The 21043-nt window shown below is 35.8% G+C and carries 23 protein-coding genes and 2 pseudogenes; 17 read left to right on the top strand and 8 right to left on the bottom strand.

Going from position 1 to position 21043, the window contains the following annotated elements; all coding sequences use genetic code 11:
- Positions 1–33: 33 nt before the first annotated feature.
- Both WYK_RS17315 and map read left to right on the top strand, forming a co-directional pair.
- Positions 34–798 carry an SDR family oxidoreductase gene (locus tag WYK_RS17315; protein ID WP_152526495.1) on the top strand — a complete coding sequence of 255 codons (765 nt, stop codon included), beginning with the start codon at positions 34–36 and terminating at the stop codon, positions 796–798.
- A gap of 89 nt (positions 799–887) precedes the next feature.
- Positions 888–1628, top strand: coding sequence for a type I methionyl aminopeptidase (map, locus tag WYK_RS17310; protein WP_040375722.1), 741 nt, complete (start codon positions 888–890; stop codon positions 1626–1628).
- 82 nt (positions 1629–1710) lie between these two features.
- Here map and WYK_RS17305 read toward each other — a convergent pair whose 3' ends face one another.
- A complete protein-coding gene (locus WYK_RS17305) occupies positions 1711–2226 on the bottom strand; it encodes a ClbS/DfsB family four-helix bundle protein (RefSeq protein ID WP_040375721.1) in 516 nt (171 codons plus the stop codon).
- A gap of 244 nt (positions 2227–2470) precedes the next feature.
- Here WYK_RS17305 and WYK_RS17300 point away from each other — a divergent pair, with 244 nt between their 5' ends.
- The 5 genes and pseudogenes from WYK_RS17300 to WYK_RS17280 all read left to right on the top strand — a co-directional run bounded on the left by WYK_RS17300 (position 2471) and on the right by WYK_RS17280 (position 6136).
- Complete coding sequence (locus WYK_RS17300) at positions 2471–2953, top strand: hypothetical protein (protein WP_040375720.1); 483 nt, start codon at positions 2471–2473, stop codon at positions 2951–2953.
- A 218-nt stretch (positions 2954–3171) separates the two neighbouring features.
- Positions 3172–3375 carry a DUF1272 domain-containing protein gene (locus WYK_RS17295; protein ID WP_040375719.1) on the top strand — a complete coding sequence of 68 codons (204 nt, stop codon included), beginning with the start codon at positions 3172–3174 and terminating at the stop codon, positions 3373–3375.
- A gap of 313 nt (positions 3376–3688) precedes the next feature.
- Positions 3689–3970 carry an SMI1/KNR4 family protein gene (locus WYK_RS23420; RefSeq protein ID WP_051387631.1) on the top strand — a complete coding sequence of 94 codons (282 nt, stop codon included), beginning with the start codon at positions 3689–3691 and terminating at the stop codon, positions 3968–3970.
- Between the two features lie 572 nt (positions 3971–4542).
- A pseudogene (locus WYK_RS17285) lies at positions 4543–5082 on the top strand (GNAT family N-acetyltransferase).
- A 361-nt stretch (positions 5083–5443) separates the two neighbouring features.
- On the top strand, positions 5444–6136 hold the full coding sequence (locus WYK_RS17280; RefSeq protein ID WP_040375718.1) for an HAD family hydrolase: 693 nt from the start codon (positions 5444–5446) through the stop codon (positions 6134–6136).
- Positions 6137–6166: 30 nt separating this feature from the next.
- On the opposite strand, the gene WYK_RS17275 is transcribed toward WYK_RS17280, so the two are convergent.
- Positions 6167–6547 carry a winged helix-turn-helix transcriptional regulator gene (locus tag WYK_RS17275; protein ID WP_040375717.1) on the bottom strand — a complete coding sequence of 127 codons (381 nt, stop codon included), beginning with the start codon at positions 6545–6547 and terminating at the stop codon, positions 6167–6169.
- Between the two features lie 136 nt (positions 6548–6683).
- Between WYK_RS17275 and WYK_RS17270 the strand changes: the two genes are divergently transcribed.
- Together WYK_RS17270 and WYK_RS17265 are read left to right on the top strand one after the other, a co-directional pair.
- Positions 6684–7565, top strand: a complete 882-nt coding sequence (locus WYK_RS17270; RefSeq protein WP_040375716.1) for an SDR family oxidoreductase — start codon at positions 6684–6686, stop codon at positions 7563–7565.
- 332 nt (positions 7566–7897) lie between these two features.
- Positions 7898–8365 carry a hypothetical protein gene (locus tag WYK_RS17265; protein ID WP_040375715.1) on the top strand — a complete coding sequence of 156 codons (468 nt, stop codon included), beginning with the start codon at positions 7898–7900 and terminating at the stop codon, positions 8363–8365.
- Between the two features lie 419 nt (positions 8366–8784).
- Here the strand turns inward: WYK_RS17265 and WYK_RS17260 are convergent, their stop codons facing one another.
- The 3 genes from WYK_RS17260 to WYK_RS26385 all read right to left on the bottom strand — a co-directional run bounded on the left by WYK_RS17260 (position 8785) and on the right by WYK_RS26385 (position 10049).
- Positions 8785–8967 (bottom strand): DUF4083 family protein, encoded by a 183-nt coding sequence (locus tag WYK_RS17260; RefSeq protein WP_040375714.1) that lies wholly within the window; start codon positions 8965–8967, stop codon positions 8785–8787.
- 257 nt (positions 8968–9224) lie between these two features.
- Positions 9225–9581, bottom strand: coding sequence for a hypothetical protein (locus WYK_RS17255; protein WP_040375713.1), 357 nt, complete (start codon positions 9579–9581; stop codon positions 9225–9227).
- A gap of 129 nt (positions 9582–9710) precedes the next feature.
- A complete protein-coding gene (locus tag WYK_RS26385; protein ID WP_051387627.1) occupies positions 9711–10049 on the bottom strand; it encodes a DUF4181 domain-containing protein in 339 nt (112 codons plus the stop codon).
- A gap of 112 nt (positions 10050–10161) precedes the next feature.
- Between WYK_RS26385 and tsaA the strand changes: the two genes are divergently transcribed.
- Complete coding sequence (gene tsaA, locus WYK_RS17245) at positions 10162–10623, top strand: tRNA (N6-threonylcarbamoyladenosine(37)-N6)-methyltransferase TrmO (RefSeq protein WP_040375711.1); 462 nt, start codon at positions 10162–10164, stop codon at positions 10621–10623.
- A 44-nt stretch (positions 10624–10667) separates the two neighbouring features.
- Here the strand turns inward: tsaA and WYK_RS25770 are convergent, their stop codons facing one another.
- Positions 10668–11075 carry a hypothetical protein gene (locus WYK_RS25770; RefSeq protein WP_235782550.1) on the bottom strand — a complete coding sequence of 136 codons (408 nt, stop codon included), beginning with the start codon at positions 11073–11075 and terminating at the stop codon, positions 10668–10670.
- Positions 11072–13120, bottom strand: a complete 2049-nt coding sequence (locus WYK_RS17235; protein ID WP_040375710.1) for a class I SAM-dependent methyltransferase — start codon at positions 13118–13120, stop codon at positions 11072–11074. Before WYK_RS17235 ends, WYK_RS25770 begins: the two co-directional genes overlap by 4 nt.
- A gap of 457 nt (positions 13121–13577) precedes the next feature.
- Here WYK_RS17235 and WYK_RS17230 point away from each other — a divergent pair, with 457 nt between their 5' ends.
- The 5 genes from WYK_RS17230 to aspA all read left to right on the top strand — a co-directional run bounded on the left by WYK_RS17230 (position 13578) and on the right by aspA (position 17729).
- A complete protein-coding gene (locus WYK_RS17230; protein ID WP_040375709.1) occupies positions 13578–14216 on the top strand; it encodes a TetR/AcrR family transcriptional regulator in 639 nt (212 codons plus the stop codon).
- An 86-nt stretch (positions 14217–14302) separates the two neighbouring features.
- Complete coding sequence (locus WYK_RS24125; protein ID WP_081704939.1) at positions 14303–14572, top strand: hypothetical protein; 270 nt, start codon at positions 14303–14305, stop codon at positions 14570–14572.
- Positions 14565–15185 (top strand): hypothetical protein, encoded by a 621-nt coding sequence (locus WYK_RS17225; RefSeq protein ID WP_081704938.1) that lies wholly within the window; start codon positions 14565–14567, stop codon positions 15183–15185. Before WYK_RS24125 ends, WYK_RS17225 begins: the two co-directional genes overlap by 8 nt.
- Before the next feature lie 193 nt (positions 15186–15378).
- On the top strand, positions 15379–16194 hold the full coding sequence (locus WYK_RS17220; protein WP_040375708.1) for a lipid II flippase Amj family protein: 816 nt from the start codon (positions 15379–15381) through the stop codon (positions 16192–16194).
- A gap of 110 nt (positions 16195–16304) precedes the next feature.
- Entirely contained in the window at positions 16305–17729 is a 1425-nt protein-coding gene (gene aspA, locus WYK_RS17215) for an aspartate ammonia-lyase (protein WP_040375707.1), read from the top strand.
- A 33-nt stretch (positions 17730–17762) separates the two neighbouring features.
- Here aspA and WYK_RS17210 read toward each other — a convergent pair whose 3' ends face one another.
- Complete coding sequence (locus WYK_RS17210) at positions 17763–18380, bottom strand: TetR/AcrR family transcriptional regulator (protein ID WP_152526494.1); 618 nt, start codon at positions 18378–18380, stop codon at positions 17763–17765.
- A 180-nt stretch (positions 18381–18560) separates the two neighbouring features.
- On the opposite strand from WYK_RS17210, the gene WYK_RS17205 reads away from it, so the two are divergent.
- Both WYK_RS17205 and WYK_RS17200 read left to right on the top strand, forming a co-directional pair.
- Positions 18561–19319 (top strand): SDR family oxidoreductase, encoded by a 759-nt coding sequence (locus tag WYK_RS17205; RefSeq protein WP_040375706.1) that lies wholly within the window; start codon positions 18561–18563, stop codon positions 19317–19319.
- 149 nt (positions 19320–19468) lie between these two features.
- A pseudogene (locus tag WYK_RS17200) lies at positions 19469–20676 on the top strand (MFS transporter).
- Positions 20677–21043 lie beyond the last annotated feature (367 nt).

Raw genomic sequence — 21043 nt, 5'->3', positions numbered from 1 at the left:
TGTTGAACCATATATTGAGTAAGGGGGGTTATTATGACAGAGAAAATTGCAATTATTACGGGTGTAAGCCGGCTGAGAGGAATTGGAGCTGCTATTTGTAAGGAGTTAGCTGATGCGGGTTATCATATATTTTTTACGTATTGGACGGAGTATGATAAGGAAATGCCTTGGAGTATCGAAGCAGATGAGCCATTGAAGTTAAAAGAAGAATTATTAAAAAAAGGGATTAAGGTATCTTGTATGGAGTTGGATTTGACAGAAAATGATGCACCTGAACAACTTTTAAATAAAGTTTCTGAACAGCTTGGTTATCCTGATATTTTGATTAATAACGCAGCTTACTCAACGAATAACGATTTTTCTCAGATAACTGCTGAAGAATTAGATAAACATTACATGGTAAATGTTCGTGCTACGACACTATTAAGTAGTAAATTTGCTCAAGGATTTGATAAAAAATCAGGTGGTAGAATAGTCAATATTACATCAGGTCAGTTTCAAGGACCAATGCCTGGTGAATTAGCCTATGCAACAACGAAAGGAGCGGTTGATGCCCTAACCATTACCTTGTCGGCTGAATTAGCCCCTCTAGGAATTACAGTTAACGCAATCAATCCAGGCCCAACTGATACAGGGTGGATGACGGAGGAAATAAAAAACGGATTGAAACCGTTGTTTCCTTTCGGTAGAATAGGCAAACCGGAAGATGCTGCAAAAACGATTAAATTTATTGTAAGTGATGAAGCAGAGTGGATTACCGGCCAGATTATCCATTCAGAAGGCGGGTTTAAAAGATAAACCTAGCTGATCGGTTTAGTTTAAGAAAAATCGGTTCCTTTATGCTAGAATCTTATTGGAATAAAATACGTAAAAAGTGAGGAAATACGATGATTGCAAAAACAGAAGAAGATATTAATGGTTTGAAGGAAATCGGAAAAATTGTTGCCTCTATTAGAGATGAATTGGTCCAAAGAGCAATTCCAGGCATAACGACCAAAGAACTTGATGATCTCGCCGGAGTATTGTTAGAAAAAGCTGGTGCAATATCAGCCCCAAAAGGTGAATATGATTTTCCAGGCTATACATGCATTAGTGTGAATGAAGAAGTAGCACATGGGATTCCAGGTTCTCGGGTTATCCAAGAAGGGGATTTAGTAAATATAGATGTTTCTGGTTCCAAAAACGGATATTTCGCAGATACAGGAATTTCGATTGTTGTAGGCGAAGGAAAAGAAGAATTGAAGAAAATATGCGACGTTGCTAAAAAGGCATTTGAGGCAGGACTCAAGAAAGTAAAACCTGGTTCCAAAAAAAGTGGACTCGGAAAAGCGGTCTTCCAAACAGCGAGAGAGAATGGATTAACTGTTATCAAAAACCTTACAGGCCATGGAATTGGCCGTTCCATACACGAAGCACCTGACCACATTTATAATTATAATGATACCTGGGATGATGAATTATTAAAGGAGGGTATGGTAATCGCATTCGAACCATTTATCTCAACCTTGGAAGAAGAAGTATTCCAAAAAGACGACGGCTGGACTTATGTAACAGGAAAAAGTTTCGTCGCTCAATACGAACATACCATTATTGTAACGAAAACTGGACCGATTATTATTACATTGTAAGCAATAAAGATCCCGACTTATCTAGATAAGTCGGGATTTTTAGATGGCAAATTTAATTCTTATATATTTGATACAAAAAAAATTATATTCCTCTAAGCTTTTTCCATTTTCTTATTTTTGTACGAAATGATTTGAATGGTGCAACCGTATTAATATGAAGCCATTTCCAAATTGGCCAACTAGAAGGGGTTGTCGTTGCCCATTGTCTACCACCTTGTTCAAATAATTCTTTATCATTATAGCTTTCTATTAATTGAATTATTTTATGAACATCGCGCTCAAACATATTAATTAACGTTTCAATCGAATAATCTGCATACTGATCATAAAAGCTCTGATAAAGTCCGCCAAGGTTATTCCACTTATAATCTGGTGTCGGTGTGATTACTTCTTTTCCATCTTTATTATCTTGTTCCCATAATAATAGTAAGTTCATCCATCCTAATTGGTAAGCAATCATTTGGGAGGGGGCTCTATCAAGTTTATCAACCAAAATATTTTTATCAAGATCATTAACAGAATGAAATTCATAGATAAATAACTTTGCTTGTTTAGTAATTTCATCAATTAAGGCCTGTTTATTAGCATATTTTTGCACTCGTTATCATCCCTTCTTCAAGGTTATTACGTTAAAATACCGATAAGTTCTTAACTAGACTCTCGTATTGTCCTCTCTTCCACTAAGGGGTAGGTTAGTGCAATAAGATGATAAAATATTGTTAGAACAAAGATTAACAACGAGGTGACATTATGAAGTTATCATTGGCAACATATGAAGAAATTAATATGCTGCATTCAAAGTTAAAAAATTTAATACCCATCTTATTGAAGAGCCAAGAAAGATGTACCCGTTTATTGGTTTTATGGATGTATTTAATCGTGTTCTTACTGAAGAAGAGGCAAGTGAACTATTGGGAAGAAGCCATAATTTAAAGCACGGTGAGAAATTCGTTAGTACATTTACTCAACTTTATCATATAGAAGATAATGAGCTGTATGTACACTTTAATAAAAAAGAGTTAATACAAAACAAAGAAATGTTCAAATTTATATTAGCTTCCTTAAATCGAGTAGAGGAGAGTCTTTTTCGAAAACTATGTTCTACCAATAAGGGAATTTATAAGATAGGTGATGTGGAAGCCCTTATCTTTTTAACGAAACTTTCAGTAAATGAACTGCATTTTTCGAATTTTTTCTTTCCTTCACTTGATACAGTGATAATTGGGAATTATGAATTATCTTTTCCTGTTTATTCTAAGACGTCAAAAGGTTTTAAGAAATGTAAGGAGATTGTCGAAGAAAATGGTCTATTTATAAGACAATAAGGAATGTTAAACTAACTGATTCGTTAATTGTACAACGAGACATCGTAAAGGACCAAAAAGGCTTCCTTTTCTTTTTGTTAACTAGCTGTTCATCACTTTTGATTTTTGTTTCGCATTTTCAATGTGCTGCTATGTAAGGTGATGTTTTAAAAATAGTTATTTTATTCAACTATTAATAATGTTATATTTTACCTGTAAAAATAAAAGGAGGTTTATAAATGGCGTTGGAATTGAGAAATGAATGTGAACGATGTGATTCCCCACTTTCAAATTTTTCTCTTGCTTACATATGTGTTCATGAATGTACTTTCTGTGAACCTTGTACAGAAGAAATGAAAAATATCTGTCCTAACTGTGGTGGCGAACTCGTTAGAAGGCCAAGAAAACAACAAAAAAATGCTTGTAACTTAACTTCAAAGTAAGCAAGGAATATGTACACTGTATGATAATTACATTAATCATACATTCAAATTCAAGTGAAAAAATCCCCTAGTTCAACGATCCGGGCTGGTTTGTTGTTGCTAGGCTTTTCTTATCTCTTTTTTCCATTGTAAGACAGTTTTGTGGTAAGTAATTATATTTATAAATATCCTTTATTTGTATTAATTAGTGTGTATATTATATGTGAATTAAAGGGATAGCTCCATTTTTTAAATCACTCTAACTATGACTATGTCGATTAATTAAAGGTAAAGAAAGTAATAGTTAACAATTATGATTTTTTGGAGGATGCAAATGGAGTACGGATTATGGAATAGTGATCTTGATGAATTTTACAAAGGCGAAATTGATGTAAATCAGGTTGAAACAATTCAAACAGCGTTAAAAGTTACCTTACCAGAATCCTATATTAAATTGATGCATAAAAGAAATGGTTTCTATCTAACGAAGAAGTATTATCCTGTTTCCACACCTAATAGCTGGGCTAATAATTCAGTCCATGTTGATTCTTTATATGGATTAGGGGAAAATCCAGGAATATTAGATAATCCATATTTACGTACCGAATGGGGATAAGGAGCAAAAAATAATTATTATTTCAGCAGAACCACCTACATTTATCTGTTTGGATTATCGAAAAAGAAAAATCCATCTGTTATATTTATCGATGTAGATGAAAACCAGGAAATCAAATTAGCTGAGAACTTTGAAGATTTTTTAGAGGGTCTCGTTGAAGAAATAGCAGAAGAAACGCTTTCTGATATCCTATCAGAGCAACAAATTCAGGACTATTACAAAAAAATTGATGCTGTCATTTTAAGCGGGAAATCAGCAGAAATTGATCGATTGTTAACAAAAATTCTTTCAACGAATAATGAATTAATTAGATATTTGGTTGAGAAAATGAGAAGGCATGAAAAACCAAAGGTTCATTTTAATCTATTACTTTTACTAATATGTTGTGCTGAAGGTTTGAATAAAGGCATGTTAGAGGACGAATATTTATTGGAAGTATTAAACGAATTCTCAACTAGCAAGAATAAAGATGTAAAAGAATTTGCAGTAATTTGTTTGGAAAAATATAATAGTAGACTTTAATTTTTTTGTTTAAGTTGGATAAATTTTTTACATACTGAAAGGAAGATTAGATGTCCGAAATATTAAATGTATATATACGACCGATTATCCTCTCAGATGCTGTCGAATTACTCAATTTAGAAAAGAGAAATCAAGCATTTTTTAAACCCTATTCCATAACTCATCCAGAAAATTATTGAACAATAGAGTCTTACAGAGTATTAATCGAAAAATGGCAACAAAATACAAAAGAAGAAAAGGAATATCGCTTTGGAATTTTCAAAATTAACGGTGATGTTCTTATAGGTACTATAGACTTATTTCAAGTTTTCCGTGGACCTCGTCAAAGTGCTCTATTGGGCTATTCCTTAGACCAAGAACATAATGGCAAAGGGTATACCACAGAAGCTGCTAAGCTGGTTGTTAAATATGCTTTTGAAACTCTAAACTTACATCGAATTGAAGCTGGAGTGATGCCAGATAACATAGCCTCCATTCGAGTTTTAGAAAAAGCCGGTTTTCATAAAGAAGGAATAGCAAGAAAAAATGTTAAGATTAACGGACGTTTGGAAGATCATCAGATGTTAGCAATATTAAATCCAAAACACTAAGGTTTTTGATGTTTAGTCATCCCACTCACATGTGTTAATTAAAGGTTGATATATAATAAGAATGGCGTTTGTTTTTATCAAGTGGAAAAAGCTGATTTCTAATATTTAAATCCTTTGACCATTAAAAGTTAAAGGTTTTTTTTGTATAATTTAAATATAAATAGGGGGTATGGAAAATTTATGGGTTTACTGATGCTAGTTATCTTAATAGTTTTTTTATTTGATTTCACCAAATTAAGAAAGCAAAATCAAACAATAATTGAACAAAATGAAAAGATTATATCTATATTAAAAAAGATTGAAAATAAATAGCTACTATATATGTATTGAGTTTGACTCTTAGTTAGGAAGTGAGAGCAAAGTGATACAGGCAGTGATTTTTGATTTAGATGGGACTTTATTAAATCGTGATGCGTCACTCCGGAAATTTATTGATGGTCAATATGTAAGATTAAATGAATGGGTAGGACATATACCAAAAGATAAATACAAATCAAGGTTCATAGAATTAGATTGTCGAGGTTATGTTTGGAAAGATAAAGTATTTCAACAATTGGTCTGTGAATTTGATTTGATAGGGATAAGTTGGACTGATTTGCTTCAAGATTACATCACTCAATTTAAGAATAGTTGTGTCCCATTTCCACATCTTATTAAGATGTTAGAGAAATTAAGAAGTAAAAATCTTATTCTAGGATTGATTACAAATGGAAAAGGTCAGTTTCAGATAGATAATCTAAGGGCTTTAGGTATTGAAAAGTACTTTGAAACGATTTTAGTGTCTGAATGGGAAGGATTAAAAAAACCTGACCCTCAACTATTTAAGAGAGCTTTGGAGCAACTGAATGTTTCACCTAATGAAAGTATATATATTGGCGACCATCCTGAAAATGATATAAAAGCTGCACAAAATGTAGGAATGATAGCAATTTGGAAAAAAGACTTTCTATGGAAAAATGTTAATGCAGATTTTATAGTAGATGATTTGGCGGAAATCCCATATATCATTAATCACTTAATGCACTCACCATTTCAAAGGCCGTCAATTAATTGACGGCCTTTGAATATATGTATCTTACAAAAATCATATTTGGGGCTTTTCAGAATCTAGTTGTTCATTTTGCTTTTTCTCCATATAGTTTTTACCCCATTCTCCCATGATTTCAAGTGCAGGGATAAAGCTTTTTCCTTGTGGAGTTAGCGAGTATTCAACTTTAGGAGGAACTTCTTTATATACTTCTCTGTGAACCATTCCGTCTTCTTCCAATTCTCTCAGTTGTCTGGTCAAGATTCCTTTTGAAATACCAGGTAACAACCTTTGAAGTTCGTTAAATCTTCTTGTTCGTTGACTTAGGTACCAGAGAACAACAATTTTCCATCTTCCTGCAATGACATTCTGAGTAGTTGTTAAATGACATACTTCTTGTTCAGCAGGAGGTTCTCCTTCGAAATTGAATCGAGCCATTGATTTGTTCCCTCTTTCTTAATGGTACTTTTTTTATGACTAGGTTATTTAAATGTGCCTACTATTATTATTGTGACTGTAGATATAGTATATACCTAAGCTTCATCATTCAAAATAGTTAAGTGGAGGAAAGAAAATGAAAATATTAGTTACAGGGGCAACAGGTGAATTAGGATCAAAGGTTGTAGACGCATTATTAAAAACTGTACCAGCGAATCAAATTGCTGTTAGTGTTCGATCTCTAGAGAAGGCAGAAGGATTTCGAGCTCGCGGAGTGGAAGTTCGGCACGGAGATTTTGAAAAACCAGAAACATTAGATTCTACTTTTTCAGGCATTGATCGTTTATTCATTATATCGACGGCCGGAGAATTTGAAACGATTATGAAACAGCATAATCATGCAGTTGCTGCTGCACAGCGGGCACAAGTTAAATTTATTGCTTATACGAGTGTAACAAATGCTGGTGAAAGTCCCTTAGACCTAGCTCCAGCCCATCTAGCAAGAGAAGAAGCTATTTTAAAAACAGGCATCCCCTATTCATTTTTACGAAACAATTGGTACTTAGAAAATGAAATTGGCAGCATACAAGGTGTAATGGCAGGAATGCCTTGGGTTATATCTGCTGGCACGGGGAAAGTTGGATGGGCACTTAAACAAGACTATGCGGAAGCAGCAGCAGCCGTATTGTCTGGCAGCGGACACGAGAATACCGTTTACGAACTTTCCGGTCAGCTTCTGACTCATGATGAATTAGCATCTGCGCTTGGAACTGTATTAGCTAAAGAAGTACTTGTACAACAAGTCGACGATGCTGTTTATGCTGATATTATGAAAGGTTCAGGAGTACCAGAACCTTATATTCCTATGCTTGTAAACATGCAAAAAGTGATTCGCGAGGGTGGATTAGAGTTTGAAAGCAATGATTTAGAAAAATTACTAGGTCGTCCTTGTACGCCAATAAACGAGAGTTTAAATCAAATTGTTAGTCAAATCTCCCAAACAAGTAAAAAAATATAATAAACGATTATGGTAGTTTTAAAAAAGAGCTGAATGGCTCTTTTTTTATGTTCTTTAAAATACTATCCAGGGGAGGTGAAATGATTTTATTTATTGACTATAGATTCCAATATTGTAATAATTTTGAGTGAAATCTCTACGAAACACTTTTTCGGTATAGCTTTTTAGATGGAGAGCATTGAATTCAATGACTGTTTAGGAACCTATGAGTGTGTATCGAAAAGTGCGGATCAACATTTGATTGTGATGAGACCGATAAGGGGGAAGGCTCTTTTTATTATCGTCAGTTAACAGAAAGTGGGATGTGAATGAAATGATTTATTGTATTTGCTTTGGCTATCATAGGCAATGTTCTTCTGATTAATTGGTCAGAGCATTGGTATGGAGAAGAATGGTTTACTGAATGGTTAATTGGTTTAGTCACTGTAGGTTTTTATGCCTTGTTTTTATACGGATGGAAGCAATATAGCCGAAATGGCCTCGGACTTATCTTCATAACAGCATTTGTATTACTAACGATTGATTCTATTTTCTTTGTGCAAGTTTTTTCAGCTAGCGTATGTAGTTTTTCATTGGGACTAATACTCATTCCGCTATATGTAAAGAATCGGGATTCGGTAGTAACCTCATGGGGATTTGTTCTTCTAAATATATTAATTTTGACTGATGTGCCAAGTGAAGTAACAACATGGATGCTATTCCTAACAACAGGCATCGCGTTCTTAGTTGGTTTTCGATTTAACTTGTTACTGTTAAACCGCTTTTCTTTAGTATCACAAATGTTTATTTATTTGGTCTAGCGGTAGTTTTAGTCGTATTATTTACGACATTTATCTATAAATTATCAAGATCCTCAAGTAAATAGCCATTGTGGATAGAAAACATTTACTTGTTTTCTATTCATTTTTTTAATTGCTTAATTCTTCGTACTTGAATATCCTTTTTAAAAAAGGATAAAAGAAAAGGACTAACCAAAAAGATTAGTCCCCCCTGAAGAAGAATTTAATTGTTGTCTAGTTTTTCTTGGAAGTAACCCCAAGCAGCAAAGGCCCACGCGGAAATTACGTCACCCAAAAAAGATACTAGTCCGACAACAAGTTCCATAGTAATCAACTCCTTCAAGGATATTATCGCATGCCCCATTAAGTGTATCCATAACTTTCTAAAAATTATCTAATACAATATGTAATGTAGTTATTTAACACATAGACAAAAAAGATTACTCTTTTTTATCCTTTTCTAGTAAATTAATAATTCTATCCAGCTTTTGTTCAACAATATCTGTTGGTTTGCTTTTTTGTTTAGAAATAAGTGAACGTATAAGTATATACGCAACTGCAAATATCCCTGCTAAAAAAATAAGAGAGACTATTTGAAAGAGTCCGTCACCGATATTAACCACAATTAACCTCCAATTACTCTCTATATAGTATTTTAAGGAGCAAAATCCATTTGATGCGTGAACAGTAAGATGAGTGTCACAATCCAGAAGATGATATTAGATGATGAAAGAGATAATAAAGTAGCTAGTGTTCTTTCCATTTCCATCTCATGAAGTAGATTAGGGTTAACAACCATTAGAAATCCCTCGGTATTTTAATTAGGTATGAAACGTAGTGTGAATTTTTCACAGCAACACCTCCTTACCTGCCAGAGAGTTTAGTTAGGTGTAACTCCATGCAGTAACCATACATCAATCGCTGGTCTTGAGTAATATACCGTATTATCAATTGTCATATATGGTAGCTCAAGGTTATTTCCTGTATCAGGTCCGATTGAATTAAGTTCTTCTATTGTTATTCCAAGATAGTCAGCCAATTCAAGTGAAGTCATAAGGAGGTCAGCTTCTTTTTCGTGTTCAAGGTTAATATCAGAATTCTTCTCTTTTATAATAACAGTTTGTGTTTTTGATTCATCTGATTTTTCCATCTGTGGTTCATTCGTAATACTTGAGTAAACACCGATACCAGCTAGAAGTAGAATTGCAACGATTCCTATCACAGTCATATTGTTCATGATTATTTCTCCTAGATACTTGATTTTTATCTTATTTATAAAAGTTGGGTCTAATTTCATATCTTCTACAGGGTTCTTATAATAACATTAGATATAAAAATGAGATCGTTTGCTTATTACTTCATTGCATTAAAACGTTATAAAAAATTGGATATTATAAAGTAGTAGCACACTTAAGAATAAGAGAATAAGTGTCAGGATATATTCTTTGGAGTTCTTGAGATATCTCCATTGCAAATAGGTTTGAAATCCAAGTAGTACAATCAAATAGAATATAAAATACAATTGTTGGACATTCCCGTCCTTCGTAAGAGCATAGGGAAGGGTACATAAAAGAACGACTGCTATTAGGATTCGTCCGGTTAGATCCTTCTTTTTGTATGAATTGTCGCTTATTTTAACTTTATGTATACCAAGCCATTTCCTGATTGCTTTTTCTAAAAAGAAAAAGAGTAAAAATACAGCCAAAATGAATACAATAAATGTAAATTTCTTACCTCCTTGTCCTTTATTTCCTTTTTAATTATGTTATCATAAAATACAGATTATTACATTTTTTATTAGAATGGGGGAGATTCAAATGACGTTTACCTTGCGTCCGATTGCCATTGTTAGAAACCAAAGAAAAGAGATTGAAGATGATCAATGGGGGGCAGTTTTATCAACGATAGAACTTGCTGAAGAGATTGATGAATCATCCCTAACCGGAATTGATACTTTTTCACACTTAGAAGTCATTTTCTATTTTGATAAAGTGTTAGATCATAAGATTCAATATGAAGCAAGACATCCGAGGAATAATAAAGAGTTTCCTAAGGTCGGGATTTTTGCTCAAAGAGGTAAGAACAGACCGAATAAGTTAGGGGTAACTATTGTAGAATTAGTAGAACTTGATCACAGAAAGTTGATTGTAAAAGGGTTAGATGCCATTGATGGAACACCGATCATTGATATTAAACCGGTTATGAAAGAGTTTCTGCCTATAGGGGAAGTCAGGCAGCCTGAATGGTCCGTTTCCTTGATGAACCATTATTGGAGTTAATTAAGTTTAAAAATGAGCTTGGGCATCTGCGCCAAGCTCATTTATCATAAGGATGTATTCTCATGGATATCCATTTCGAGCTTTCCATTAGGACGAACCGATTTTATCGTTATGCTTGCTTCCCCAGAATAACCTTTTTCAAAATATCCAATTATATATTCTGTATGTGTTTTTCCGTTATGATCTTTATATTTTAGTAATAATGCTGCCCCATCAAAGTTTTCCGTCGACAGTTGTGCAGGATCCACGTTGAGTGAATATTCTTCACCAGGAGCTAGGGAAGGAATTTGAATAGGTGAACTGATGTGTTCAAACGTCACATACAGTCCTGAAATTTTATATTTTGTTTGATTGGATAGTTTAATGTCAAATCCATCTTGTGCAAAAATAAAGCCGACTAAACAGACAAGTCCTGTTAGTAACACGAAAAGGATACTTAGTTTTCTTTTCATTTAACTTCTCCTTTTTCGATAACGAGTAAGCAGGTACTGTCTGGCAGGGGAGCTGGTAGTCCGTCTTCAGTTTTAAAATCTATTTTCTCGTTTAAGTGGGTCGTATAGCCTTCTTGTAAATAGTGTTCAAGTTTAATAATTTCGGCGGTTTCGCCAAAAATGTCCTGAATAAATGCTCGATATTCTGTTGGAGTGAAGTACCCGAACTGCTCATTCACTTCATGGGCGTAAGACTCTGTACCCCAGGTGTAGGTATAGAGAAATTCCATACTGTCATTGATCGGCATCATCACTTCATTGTCTGACTGCATTTCATAGGATATTTTTCTTCCTTTGAAGTCTTTAGCATATTGGATTAGAAAGGGTAATCCGTCGTCTGTTTTAAATCGAATGATTCGTTTTGCTTTCTTGTCGTCACTCATAATTCCGTCGCGAATGATCATTCGTCCGCCTGGCTTTAGTACCTCGAAGGCACTTTCTAAGGCTGCTTTAATCGTTTGCTGGTTAAAGCATTTTCCTTCAAATGGTATATAGGAATACAATTCATGAATGATGGATGAATAAATGATGGTATCAATTGAGTTAGGACCAAAGGAGTCAACCAGTGATAAGGCATTTCCTTTGATGACGGACCAGGAATGGTTTTCGTTTTGCTTTTTTGCTTCCAGTGTTTCAATCACGTTTTCCGAGATATCAATGCCAAGAATCTGTTTACCTGAAGTTTCAGATTCTAGTAAATCTAACAGCACACCGCCGCCGGGACCAACATCAAGAATGGTGTCACCTTTAATAAAGTCGAGGATCACTTTTTTATCATCGACAGAACTGTTCATATGGGTTAGGTAATCGCCCTCGTTATTAAAGCGATCATAGGCGTCTCGACGCAGACCAAATAAATCGAATAGCAGTACGGTGGCTTGGTTATGTATCATCCCGCCCGTTTTTTCCGCTTCCACACAAAATTGAATAAGTGCTTCGCCAACATCCGAGAATTCAAATGAGAGAAAAACAGTATTAAATGGATCATAGCTATCCGCTTTAAAGGTGACGTGTGTTGTGTCGAGAGGTTGATCGTTGCTGTACTCATGAAGGAACTTTTCGATTACCCGTTTTCGATAAACATTGCTATGTTTTTGCCCTTTATAATCATAGTGAAGCTGCTTCATAAGTGTTTCAAAATTAAGGTGGGCAATATGAGGCGACGTGATTTCATCAGCTGCCAAGCAGAGAATAGCCCAGAAGTCAGTAAAAGAAAGATCGTGCATCGATGGCTCCACATACCATAAATCTTTATTCTGTAAAAATACTCTTACCTTATCCATTTGAGTGGCCATGATCATCTTTTTTTCTGATGAAGTCTCGCTAAAGCTTACTGTAAGTCTGTCAATCCGGTTTTCAAAGTCTTCACTGAAATCTTGCTGAAAAAGCTTTTCTATTGTAGATCTCACGTCATTTTTCACGTTGAGCCATAACTCATTAGAGACAGCAGCAATAATGCATTCGTTTAAAATGTTGAGCAGTTCTTTTGCTGTTTTGTCATCGTAATAGGAGCGCATGGTTTCCACCAACTCACGACTAGCGCTGAGTCTCGTCTCACCACGAAGATATTGACCGATTAACCCATGGGTTTTAATTAGTGTAAAGAGAAGGGGTTTATCGTAGCCCAAATAATCTTTCCAAAAGATATGTGCGGATCCCTCATTATGCGCCATTAGATTATAGCCTTTTTCCAGCCAATTCTTTCTTTGTTCTGCAGTTCCTCCTTTTGCAGCTTCACAATACGATAAGACTACTGCCAATTGCCAATACATTTCATCTGTAAGAAAAGAATCCTTTTTTTCTTCTAAAATAACGAGGGTACGATATACATACTGAATGACTCGGTTTGTGGAAAGCTCCTGAAGCGAATCAATATGTTCAAAATTCTGATGAACTTCCTCAGCCAAAACTAAATACTGAAGCCAAGATGGAAGATTAGAAGACTCTTTCCTTTCTAGATAATCTTGCACATAGTCTAAATGAGTTTTATGTATTAATGAATTCATGAAAGTGTCTCCTTAAAGTGTTTTATACCATTTTAAGGTAAAAATAGGAAAATACCAACTAATAGGTAAAGTAGACTGATAGCTGCATCTTTAGGGCAGAATAAACTGCCTATCGAGCAGAATGATTGCGAGTTAGGGAAGAATCAAGTACCGGTAAGGAAGAATGTTTCCCAGTTAAGGAAGAATACGCAGTTTTGCAGCGATGAAACCTGGGTAGGAAGCAATCAAAAATAGGCGATTTTATCAAAAAAGCGTCACTGAGTGAATTTTTTCTTATTTTTCTAGCTAAAAGAGACAGCAAAAGAGGCTGACTCCTTTCTATACTTTAAGATAGTATTATCAAAGTAGGAGGGCGTAATGCCATAATACAATTTTTATTATATAATATGATATAGTATTTCAATGAAACTAATATACCGAAATAGTGTTATCAAGTTAGAGAGAAGATGATGAAAGAATGTCACCTACTGGTATACGTGAGCAAAAGAAGAGTAAACGGTACAAGGGTATCGTTCTTACCGCTGAAAAGCTATTTCTCGAGTACGGTTTAGATACAGTACAAATGCAAGATGTGGCGGATGCTGAGGGAATTGGAATTGCCACTTTGTTTAGGTACTTTCCTAAAAAAGATAAATTGATTGTGGCAGTTGCTGTAAACAATTTAGCAAATAATGTTGAACATTTTGAAAAAATAGCTTCAACAAACGTCTCGAGTTTTGAGAGAGTAGAGCAAATATTAGATTATCTGATGGAACATTCTACAAACCCTCTTAGTAAATCAATGAAATTTCGAGAAGCATTTGAAAGCTATGCATCCTTTGCACAAAAGCCACTGGATGATATTGAGGACTATTTAGACATCCAAAAGATCATTACACAGATTCTTATGAAAATCATTGAAGATGGTAAAGTAGATGGTTCTATTCGGAGCAATGTTCCCGTCAAAGAAGCGTTGATTACCATTATTAATGCCTTTGGTAACTTCGGAAGCAATATAGCCTTAAAAGCTCCCATTTCTTACTTAGAAGAAGATGTTGCTCCTGTCATTCAACAAACATTGTTAAAAGAAATGCTTCTATCTTATATACGACCTTGATGAGCCGATGCTTCGGCTCTTTTTGAATTAAAGGGATTTTAACGGCATTTGGAGAATGCAGTATTAAACCTTTAAGGAGATAGATAATGAGCATACGTATAGAACAAATAAGAGAAATCAATCGGGAGAAGATGGTTCCATTACTAAAACTCTGTTTTGAAAAAGACTCGTTTTTGGATATTTTGAACAGGTCTAACTTAAAATCTGCCTACGCTGCATATTGTGATGAAGAACTACAAGGGATGATCTTCGCATGGGTGAGCACGTTTCATCCACATTGCACATATATTCGTCTAATTAGTAATCCAATGTATCCTGAACAAGTGATACCGGAAAATTTTCGCAATATTGCATGATAAGATTGACAGCCCGTTACAAACATCAATTTGGGAAACAGCTGTTGGCTTACGTTCTTTTTATAAAAGTAAAGGATTTAAAGAAATACGAAGAACCTATATGCCAGTTATTTCTGTGAAAACGATAATACCCTACATAACAGCTAACGATGAACGATTCGTAGTAAAGAGCATGGGTGAACTAGTTAAGAATCGTTTGTTATTTAATAAACTCATTACTTTAGTTAAAAGAAATTACGAACATACACATCTCGATAATCCGGTTGCTGAAATGGAAGATAACAGTTGGGGTAAAATGATAACAGCAGATGACGTAATCTTAGATGGAAGCTTTATTGGCCTTGATCCGGTCGAAAAGAACATTCTAGCCTATTCCTTTCTTCACACCTCAGAGAAAAAAGACACTGCAGAAATAGGGTGGGCGGGCGTACATTCACCTGAAGCAAATACCTTATTAAGGTCATTAGTTTTTCAACAAATCAAGTATGCAGAGAAACAAAACGTACAGTTCATTGAGGGGGAGTTTGATACAACTGATGAGTGTGCCATGTCACTACTAAAGGTGATACCGGTCAGCCCATGCCCAGCTTGGATTACATATCGAAAAGAATAGCGAAAATACTGACAATCAGGGGGTATTTCCACATGATTTGCCTGAAAAGTGCAATTGATTGAACAGTGGCTAGATAATGATCTTGCATTCATCAGGAGAAATGGCTCATATAGGGTCGTTCCTGAAATATACTCCATTTATTGACATAAATAAGATATAATTCAATAAAGTTGAATTCAAGGGGATACTTAATATGGGACTCATAACTGGAAAGATCGTCATCATATCTGTTTTTCTTTTAATTGTAACGATGATTGAAACATTGGCTTATTCAATGAGAATTTCGGGAGCGCGGGTGAAATTAATCGCTACGGCTTTGTCTTTATTTGGAACGATGGTGATTGTGTCGAGGTTTTCGACCATGATTCATCAGCCATTAACTGCAAAGCTGATTGCGGAAGCCCCTGAGAAAAATCATTTACTGTTTATTGAGGAACAATATCGAGTGTTGATTGGAGTGACTTCGGTCGGCGTTTTGCTTGGAATCTGTCTATTTCCGACTTTCATTAATATTTTTTCACGGGCTATTGTTCAATTATCAAATGAGCGTGGATCGGTATACTCCTTATTTATCCATCATTTTAATCGACAGGGAATGAAAAAGGCCTGCAGGTGTTTTGCGCTACCGAGGTTATCGTATCTAAAAGGAATCACGTTAAAGACCATTCCTAAACGGTTATTCATCATCAATGTTCTGATCTCATCAGTATTAACCGTCGGCGTTCTATCAGCTATCTATGCGTCATTGTTAGTACCGGAGGGATCGGCACAAGCAGCCATGATGTCATCAGGAATCATTAATGGGGTGGCAACCATTTTATTATCACTGTTTGTTGATCCGAAAGCTTCCTGGCTGGCCGATCGTGTAACGAGAGAACCAAACAAATACATTTATTTAAAAAGCTATTCGTTAACGATGATCACGTCAAAATTCGTTGGTACACTGGCTGCACAGGTGTTATTTCTGCCGGCTGCCTATTATGTAGCTTGGTTTGCAAACTGGATCTAGGAAGACAGCCTAAGTCAAGCAATATAATGTTTTTGGATTAAATAATTTCCTTTACCTATTGTTACCTATATGAAATGATGATACAGAGTTTAATTAATGGAGGCGCTTTTATGACACCAGTTTCATTTCGTTTAGAAAAAGATTTCTTGGGTTCTAAAGAGGTAGATATTACGGCCTATTATGGTATTCAAACTTTACGAGCCGTGGAGAATTTTCCAATCACAGGGTATCGTATCCATGATGAATTAATTAAAGCAATGGCCATCGTAAAAAAGGCGGCTGCTATTTCAAACATGGAAATTGGCAGGTTATATGAAGGGTTAGGCAATGTGATTGTCCAGGCTGCTGATGAGATTATCGAGGGTAAGATGCACGATCAGTTTATTGTCGATCCGATTCAGGGCGGTGCTGGGACGTCTATTAATATGAATATGAATGAAGTTTTAGCAAATCGAGGATTAGAGCTTCTTGGGAAAGAACGTGGAGATTATTTCAGTTTAAGTCCGAATAATCATGTCAATATGGCTCAATCTACGAATGATGCGTTCCCAACAGCGATACATATTGCAACGCTATCTTTGTTAGAAAAACTATTGATTACGATGAAAAAGATGCATACAGTATTTGTAAACAAAGGGCAAGAGTTTGATCATGTGATTAAAATGGGCAGAACGCATCTTCAAGATGCCGTACCTATCCGACTCGGCCAGGAGTTCGAAGCATACAGCCGAGTCCTTGCCCGTGATATTAAGCGGATTCAAAACAGCAGAGAGCACTTATATGAAGTGAATATGGGTGCAACAGCAGTCGGCACTGGCTTAAATGCGCAGCCTAAATATATTCTAAGTGTCGTCAAGCATTTAGCTGAGCTTACTGGTTTTCCGTTGAAAAATGCAGAGCATCTTGTTGATGCTACGCAAAATACGGATGCTTATACAGAGGTTTCTGCGACCTTAAAGGTATGTATGATGAACATGTCCAAAATTGCTAATGATTTACGCCTTATGGCATCAGGACCTCGGGCAGGTTTTGGCGAAATTAATCTGCCAGCACGTCAACCCGGTTCATCCATCATGCCAGGAAAAGTGAATCCAGTTATGCCTGAAGTGATTAATCAAGTAGCTTTCCAAGTGATTGGGAATGATCATACCATTTGTCTTGCATCTGAAGCAGGTCAATTAGAATTAAACGTCATGGAGCCTGTTCTCGTCTTTAATCTGATTCAATCGATCAGTATTATGAATAATGGCTTCCGTGCGTTTACGGATCATTGCTTGAGTGGTATAACAGCCAATGAAGCAAGACTGAAGATGAATGTTGAAAATAGCATAGGGATTATTACCGCAGTCAATCCACATTTGGGGTATGATATCGTCTCAAGAATTGCTAGAGAAGCGGCCGCGACAGGAAAGTCTGTTCGGGAACTTTGCCTCTTGCATGATGTATTAACAGAGGAAGAATTAAATCTTATTCTCGATCCTTATGAAATGACCCATCCTGGTATCGCTGGAGAAAAATTGCTATATCGAGATTAATTAATGAAGAAGAGGCCATCCTAAAGGATGGCCTTAAATTTGTTCCGGGTTGTCAGTCTGTTTAATTACAATAGTTTGCCCGTGGTTATAGTTAAGAATTTCGATCAACTGTTCAGCCATGTACTCAGGACTATAATTAAACCCGTCATGAATCCATTCTATAATCATCCCTAAAATCGCATGAGCTTGGTAGGTAGAAAAGAGTTCAATATTAATGGTGGTGTTTTGTTTCGAATCCATCAAATCCTGAAGAGGGAGCCTTTTCAATTCATGACAGATTCTCAGTTGAAAGGTATACCATACTGTTGATTTAACAATGAGTGTATAGAAGTTTTTATGAGCAGCCACATGTTTAAAAATTTTAATGGTTGAAGAGGTCAGGTCTTTAATGTTAAAGGTTTCCTTATGCTGATACGGTTCACGGTAGGAGAGAATAAAATCTTTCATTACATCATCCATAATCTCATCTAATATATCCTCTTTGAATTGAAAGTTATTATAAAAAGTTCCTCGATTAAGGTCTGCAGCTTTGACAATTTCGGTTATGGTTATTTCTCTAACATCTTTTTCTTGCATCAATAGAAGGAATGAATCTTTAATGGCTTTCTTTGATTTCTTTATTCTTCGGTCTGACGAATTATGTTTACACATGCTCACTCGCTCCTAGCTATAAAATAAGGGTAATTGAACAATTCAGAAGAATATGTATAGTAATGAACAATTGGTCTTATATTTGCCCATTGAAACATTTAAGAAATGATTATACTATAATTATAGTACTAATTAAACACTTGTTCATTAAAATAAGAGGATGAAAATGGAGGAATTAACATGAAATTACAAGATAAAGTAGCAATCGTAACTGGGGCAGCTTCAGGAATGGGGAAACAAATCGCAACGCATTACGCGACTGAGGGAGCTAAAGTTGTTGTATCTGATCTGAATTTAGAAGGCGCTGAAGCAACTGTTGAAGAAATTAAGGCTGCTGGGGGAACGGCGTTTGCGATTAAAACAAACGTAGCATCTGAAGAAGAAATTAACGAATTAATCGATACAACTGTAAGTACATACGGTACGGTTGATATTTTAGTAAATAATGCTGGGATTATGGATAATATGGAACCGGCAGCTGACATTGAAACAAAAAACTGGGACCGTATTTTTGCGATTAATACGAGCAGTGTTATGTATTCTACTCGTAAAGTGCTGCCAATCTTCTTGGAAAAAGAAAGCGGTGTTATTGTAAATATCGCTTCAGCTGGCGGTTTATTCGGAGCTCGTGCAGGCGGCGCATACACAGCTTCTAAACATGCGGTTGTTGGTTTCACTAAAAACACTGGTTACATGTATGCGAAAAATGGCATTCGTTGTAATGCAATTGCCCCTGGTGGCGTTGAAACAAATATTTCATCAAGTATGACCAATATCAATCATTTTGGTGCTTCTCGTCAACAAACAGGGATGGCCATCAATCCGCGTATGGGCAAGCCAGAAGAAATCGCAAAAGTGGCTGTATTCTTAGCCTCAGATGATTCAAGCTTTGTTAATGGACAAGTTATTGCTGCTGATTCAGGCTGGAGCGCATACTAATTAAGTATTTCACCAGAATCCTCGACTAGAAAATCTAGTTGGGGATTTTTTGTGTAAAATGGTGGTTCCTTCCAAAAGAAAATCATGCTATTGTTTAAGACTAGGGGTAATAATTCTTTCTAGACTTAAATGAATTGGAGGCGGGCTTCATCGCTACTTTCTTATTAATTATGATTTATTTGGCTTTCATTAGTCTCGGACTTCCCGATTCTCTACTAGGGGCAGCTTGGCCGGTTATGCAATCAGATTATGGGGAACCACTTGAGACAGCTGGTTATCTTTATATGTGTATTGCTGCAGGGACCATTCTCTCAAGTTTGGCCAGCGGGTGGATGAACAATAAATTAGGAACGGGGAAAGTCACGTTTATCAGTGTGACCATGACAGCTGTAGCTTTGTTGGGATTTTCATATTCACCTTCCCTTATTTGGCTGATCATTTGTGCCATTCCGCTTGGACTAGGTGCTGGAGCTGTGGATGCTTCGTTGAATAATTATGTTGCACTGCATTATAAAGCCCATCATATGAGTTGGCTCCATTGTTTTTGGGGGGTCGGAGCGAGTGTAGGACCGATGGTGATGGCTTTTTACATTGTAAATCAAGGCTCATGGAGGTCAGGCTATTTAACCATTGCCATCATCCAATTCAGCTTAGCTATCCTTTTATTAATTGCCCTTCCGTTATGGGCTTTAGTAGCAAGAAAATCAACTAACGAAAGCGAGCATATTGAGGGATTGAGTGAAGTACTAGATCCTACGGTTAAACCTCTTAAAATAAAAGGAGTTAAATTTGCCTTAATGACTTTCTTTTTTTATGCGGTGCTGAATCGACAATGGGACTTTGGGGTAGTAGTTACCTTGTAAATAGCAAAGGATTATCTGCTGCAGAAGCGGCTAAGTGGGTGTCTTTCTTCTTTATTGGAATGACGGTAGGCAGACTGATTTCAGGGTTTATCACCATGAAGGTCAGTAACAAGGTGCTTATCCGTTCTGGACAGCTAACAGCACTTATTGGAGCGGCACTCATTCTGCTACCATTACCCATTCCGCTGTCTTTGACCGGTTTTATTTTTGTAGGACTAGGTTTAGCTCCTATATATCCTTGTTTAATACATGAAACCCCCATCAGATTTGGGAAAGTTCATTCACAGTCTATTATTGGTTATCAAATGGCACTTGCTTATACGGGAACAACCTTTTTACCACCGTTGCTTGGGATCGTAGCATCAAAGACAACGTTATGGATTTTCCCAGTATTTATCCTGATTTATATTTTAGGTATGTTCGTGAGTTCAGAAAAGGTGAACCGGATTATCAAGATTCGCTCTCATTCAAACAATATCAATCCAAGTATATAGTCTACAGAGCTGTCCAAAAGGTCATCGTTATGATTTTTTTGAGAGCTTTTTCTTTTTTAAAAGCTATGTTAAAGATAAGGGTCAATTTTTCGTAAAGGAGATATTGCTTGTGAAATGTTACACTTAAACTAACGTAGGCTGAATAGTTTAATAAGGTTATGTATTTAGTTAAGCATAAATGTAGGAGGTGCTGTCATTGAAAAAGGATCATTATTATGGACGGGATTTTTTGGCAGGAGGGACGACCAAAAGAAAAACGAATTGAATATCCGAATAAATGATACGAATATTAAAAAAATCTGAAAACCTATTAAACATTAGATTTCCTCAATCTTTTATAGATTTAATGAAAATACAAAATGGAGGG

It is taken from the genome of Peribacillus psychrosaccharolyticus ATCC 23296 (genome assembly GCF_000305495.1).
In the GTDB taxonomy this organism is placed as follows: Bacteria; Bacillota; Bacilli; order Bacillales; family DSM-1321; genus Peribacillus; species Peribacillus psychrosaccharolyticus.
Note: the sequence above shows the minus strand (reverse complement) of the source record. Positions and strands in the feature narration are given on the sequence as shown.

Bases quoted from the DNA above. Each gene is read 5' to 3' on its own strand.
- WYK_RS17300 (WP_040375720.1), top strand. From the start codon at position 2,471: ATGTACCCGTTTATTGGTTTTATGGATGTATTTAATCGTGTTCTTACT.
- WYK_RS17205 (WP_040375706.1), top strand. From the start codon at position 18,561: ATGAAATTACAAGATAAAGTAGCAATCGTAACTGGGGCAGCTTCAGGA.
- WYK_RS17210 (WP_152526494.1), bottom strand. From the start codon at position 18,380: ATGTGTAAACATAATTCGTCAGACCGAAGAATAAAGAAATCAAAGAAA.
- WYK_RS17235 (WP_040375710.1), bottom strand. From the start codon at position 13,120: ATGAATTCATTAATACATAAAACTCATTTAGACTATGTGCAAGATTAT.
- WYK_RS17230 (WP_040375709.1), top strand. From the start codon at position 13,578: ATGTCACCTACTGGTATACGTGAGCAAAAGAAGAGTAAACGGTACAAG.
- WYK_RS17275 (WP_040375717.1), bottom strand. From the start codon at position 6,547: ATGGCTCGATTCAATTTCGAAGGAGAACCTCCTGCTGAACAAGAAGTA.
- WYK_RS17255 (WP_040375713.1), bottom strand. From the start codon at position 9,581: ATGAACAATATGACTGTGATAGGAATCGTTGCAATTCTACTTCTAGCT.
- WYK_RS25770 (WP_235782550.1), bottom strand. From the start codon at position 11,075: ATGAAAAGAAAACTAAGTATCCTTTTCGTGTTACTAACAGGACTTGTC.
- aspA (WP_040375707.1), top strand. From the start codon at position 16,305: ATGACACCAGTTTCATTTCGTTTAGAAAAAGATTTCTTGGGTTCTAAA.
- WYK_RS23420 (WP_051387631.1), top strand. From the start codon at position 3,689: ATGGAGTACGGATTATGGAATAGTGATCTTGATGAATTTTACAAAGGC.
- WYK_RS17270 (WP_040375716.1), top strand. From the start codon at position 6,684: ATGAAAATATTAGTTACAGGGGCAACAGGTGAATTAGGATCAAAGGTT.
- WYK_RS17315 (WP_152526495.1), top strand. From the start codon at position 34: ATGACAGAGAAAATTGCAATTATTACGGGTGTAAGCCGGCTGAGAGGA.
- map (WP_040375722.1), top strand. From the start codon at position 888: ATGATTGCAAAAACAGAAGAAGATATTAATGGTTTGAAGGAAATCGGA.
- WYK_RS17295 (WP_040375719.1), top strand. From the start codon at position 3,172: ATGGCGTTGGAATTGAGAAATGAATGTGAACGATGTGATTCCCCACTT.
- WYK_RS24125 (WP_081704939.1), top strand. From the start codon at position 14,303: ATGAGCATACGTATAGAACAAATAAGAGAAATCAATCGGGAGAAGATG.
- WYK_RS17220 (WP_040375708.1), top strand. From the start codon at position 15,379: ATGGGACTCATAACTGGAAAGATCGTCATCATATCTGTTTTTCTTTTA.
- tsaA (WP_040375711.1), top strand. From the start codon at position 10,162: ATGACGTTTACCTTGCGTCCGATTGCCATTGTTAGAAACCAAAGAAAA.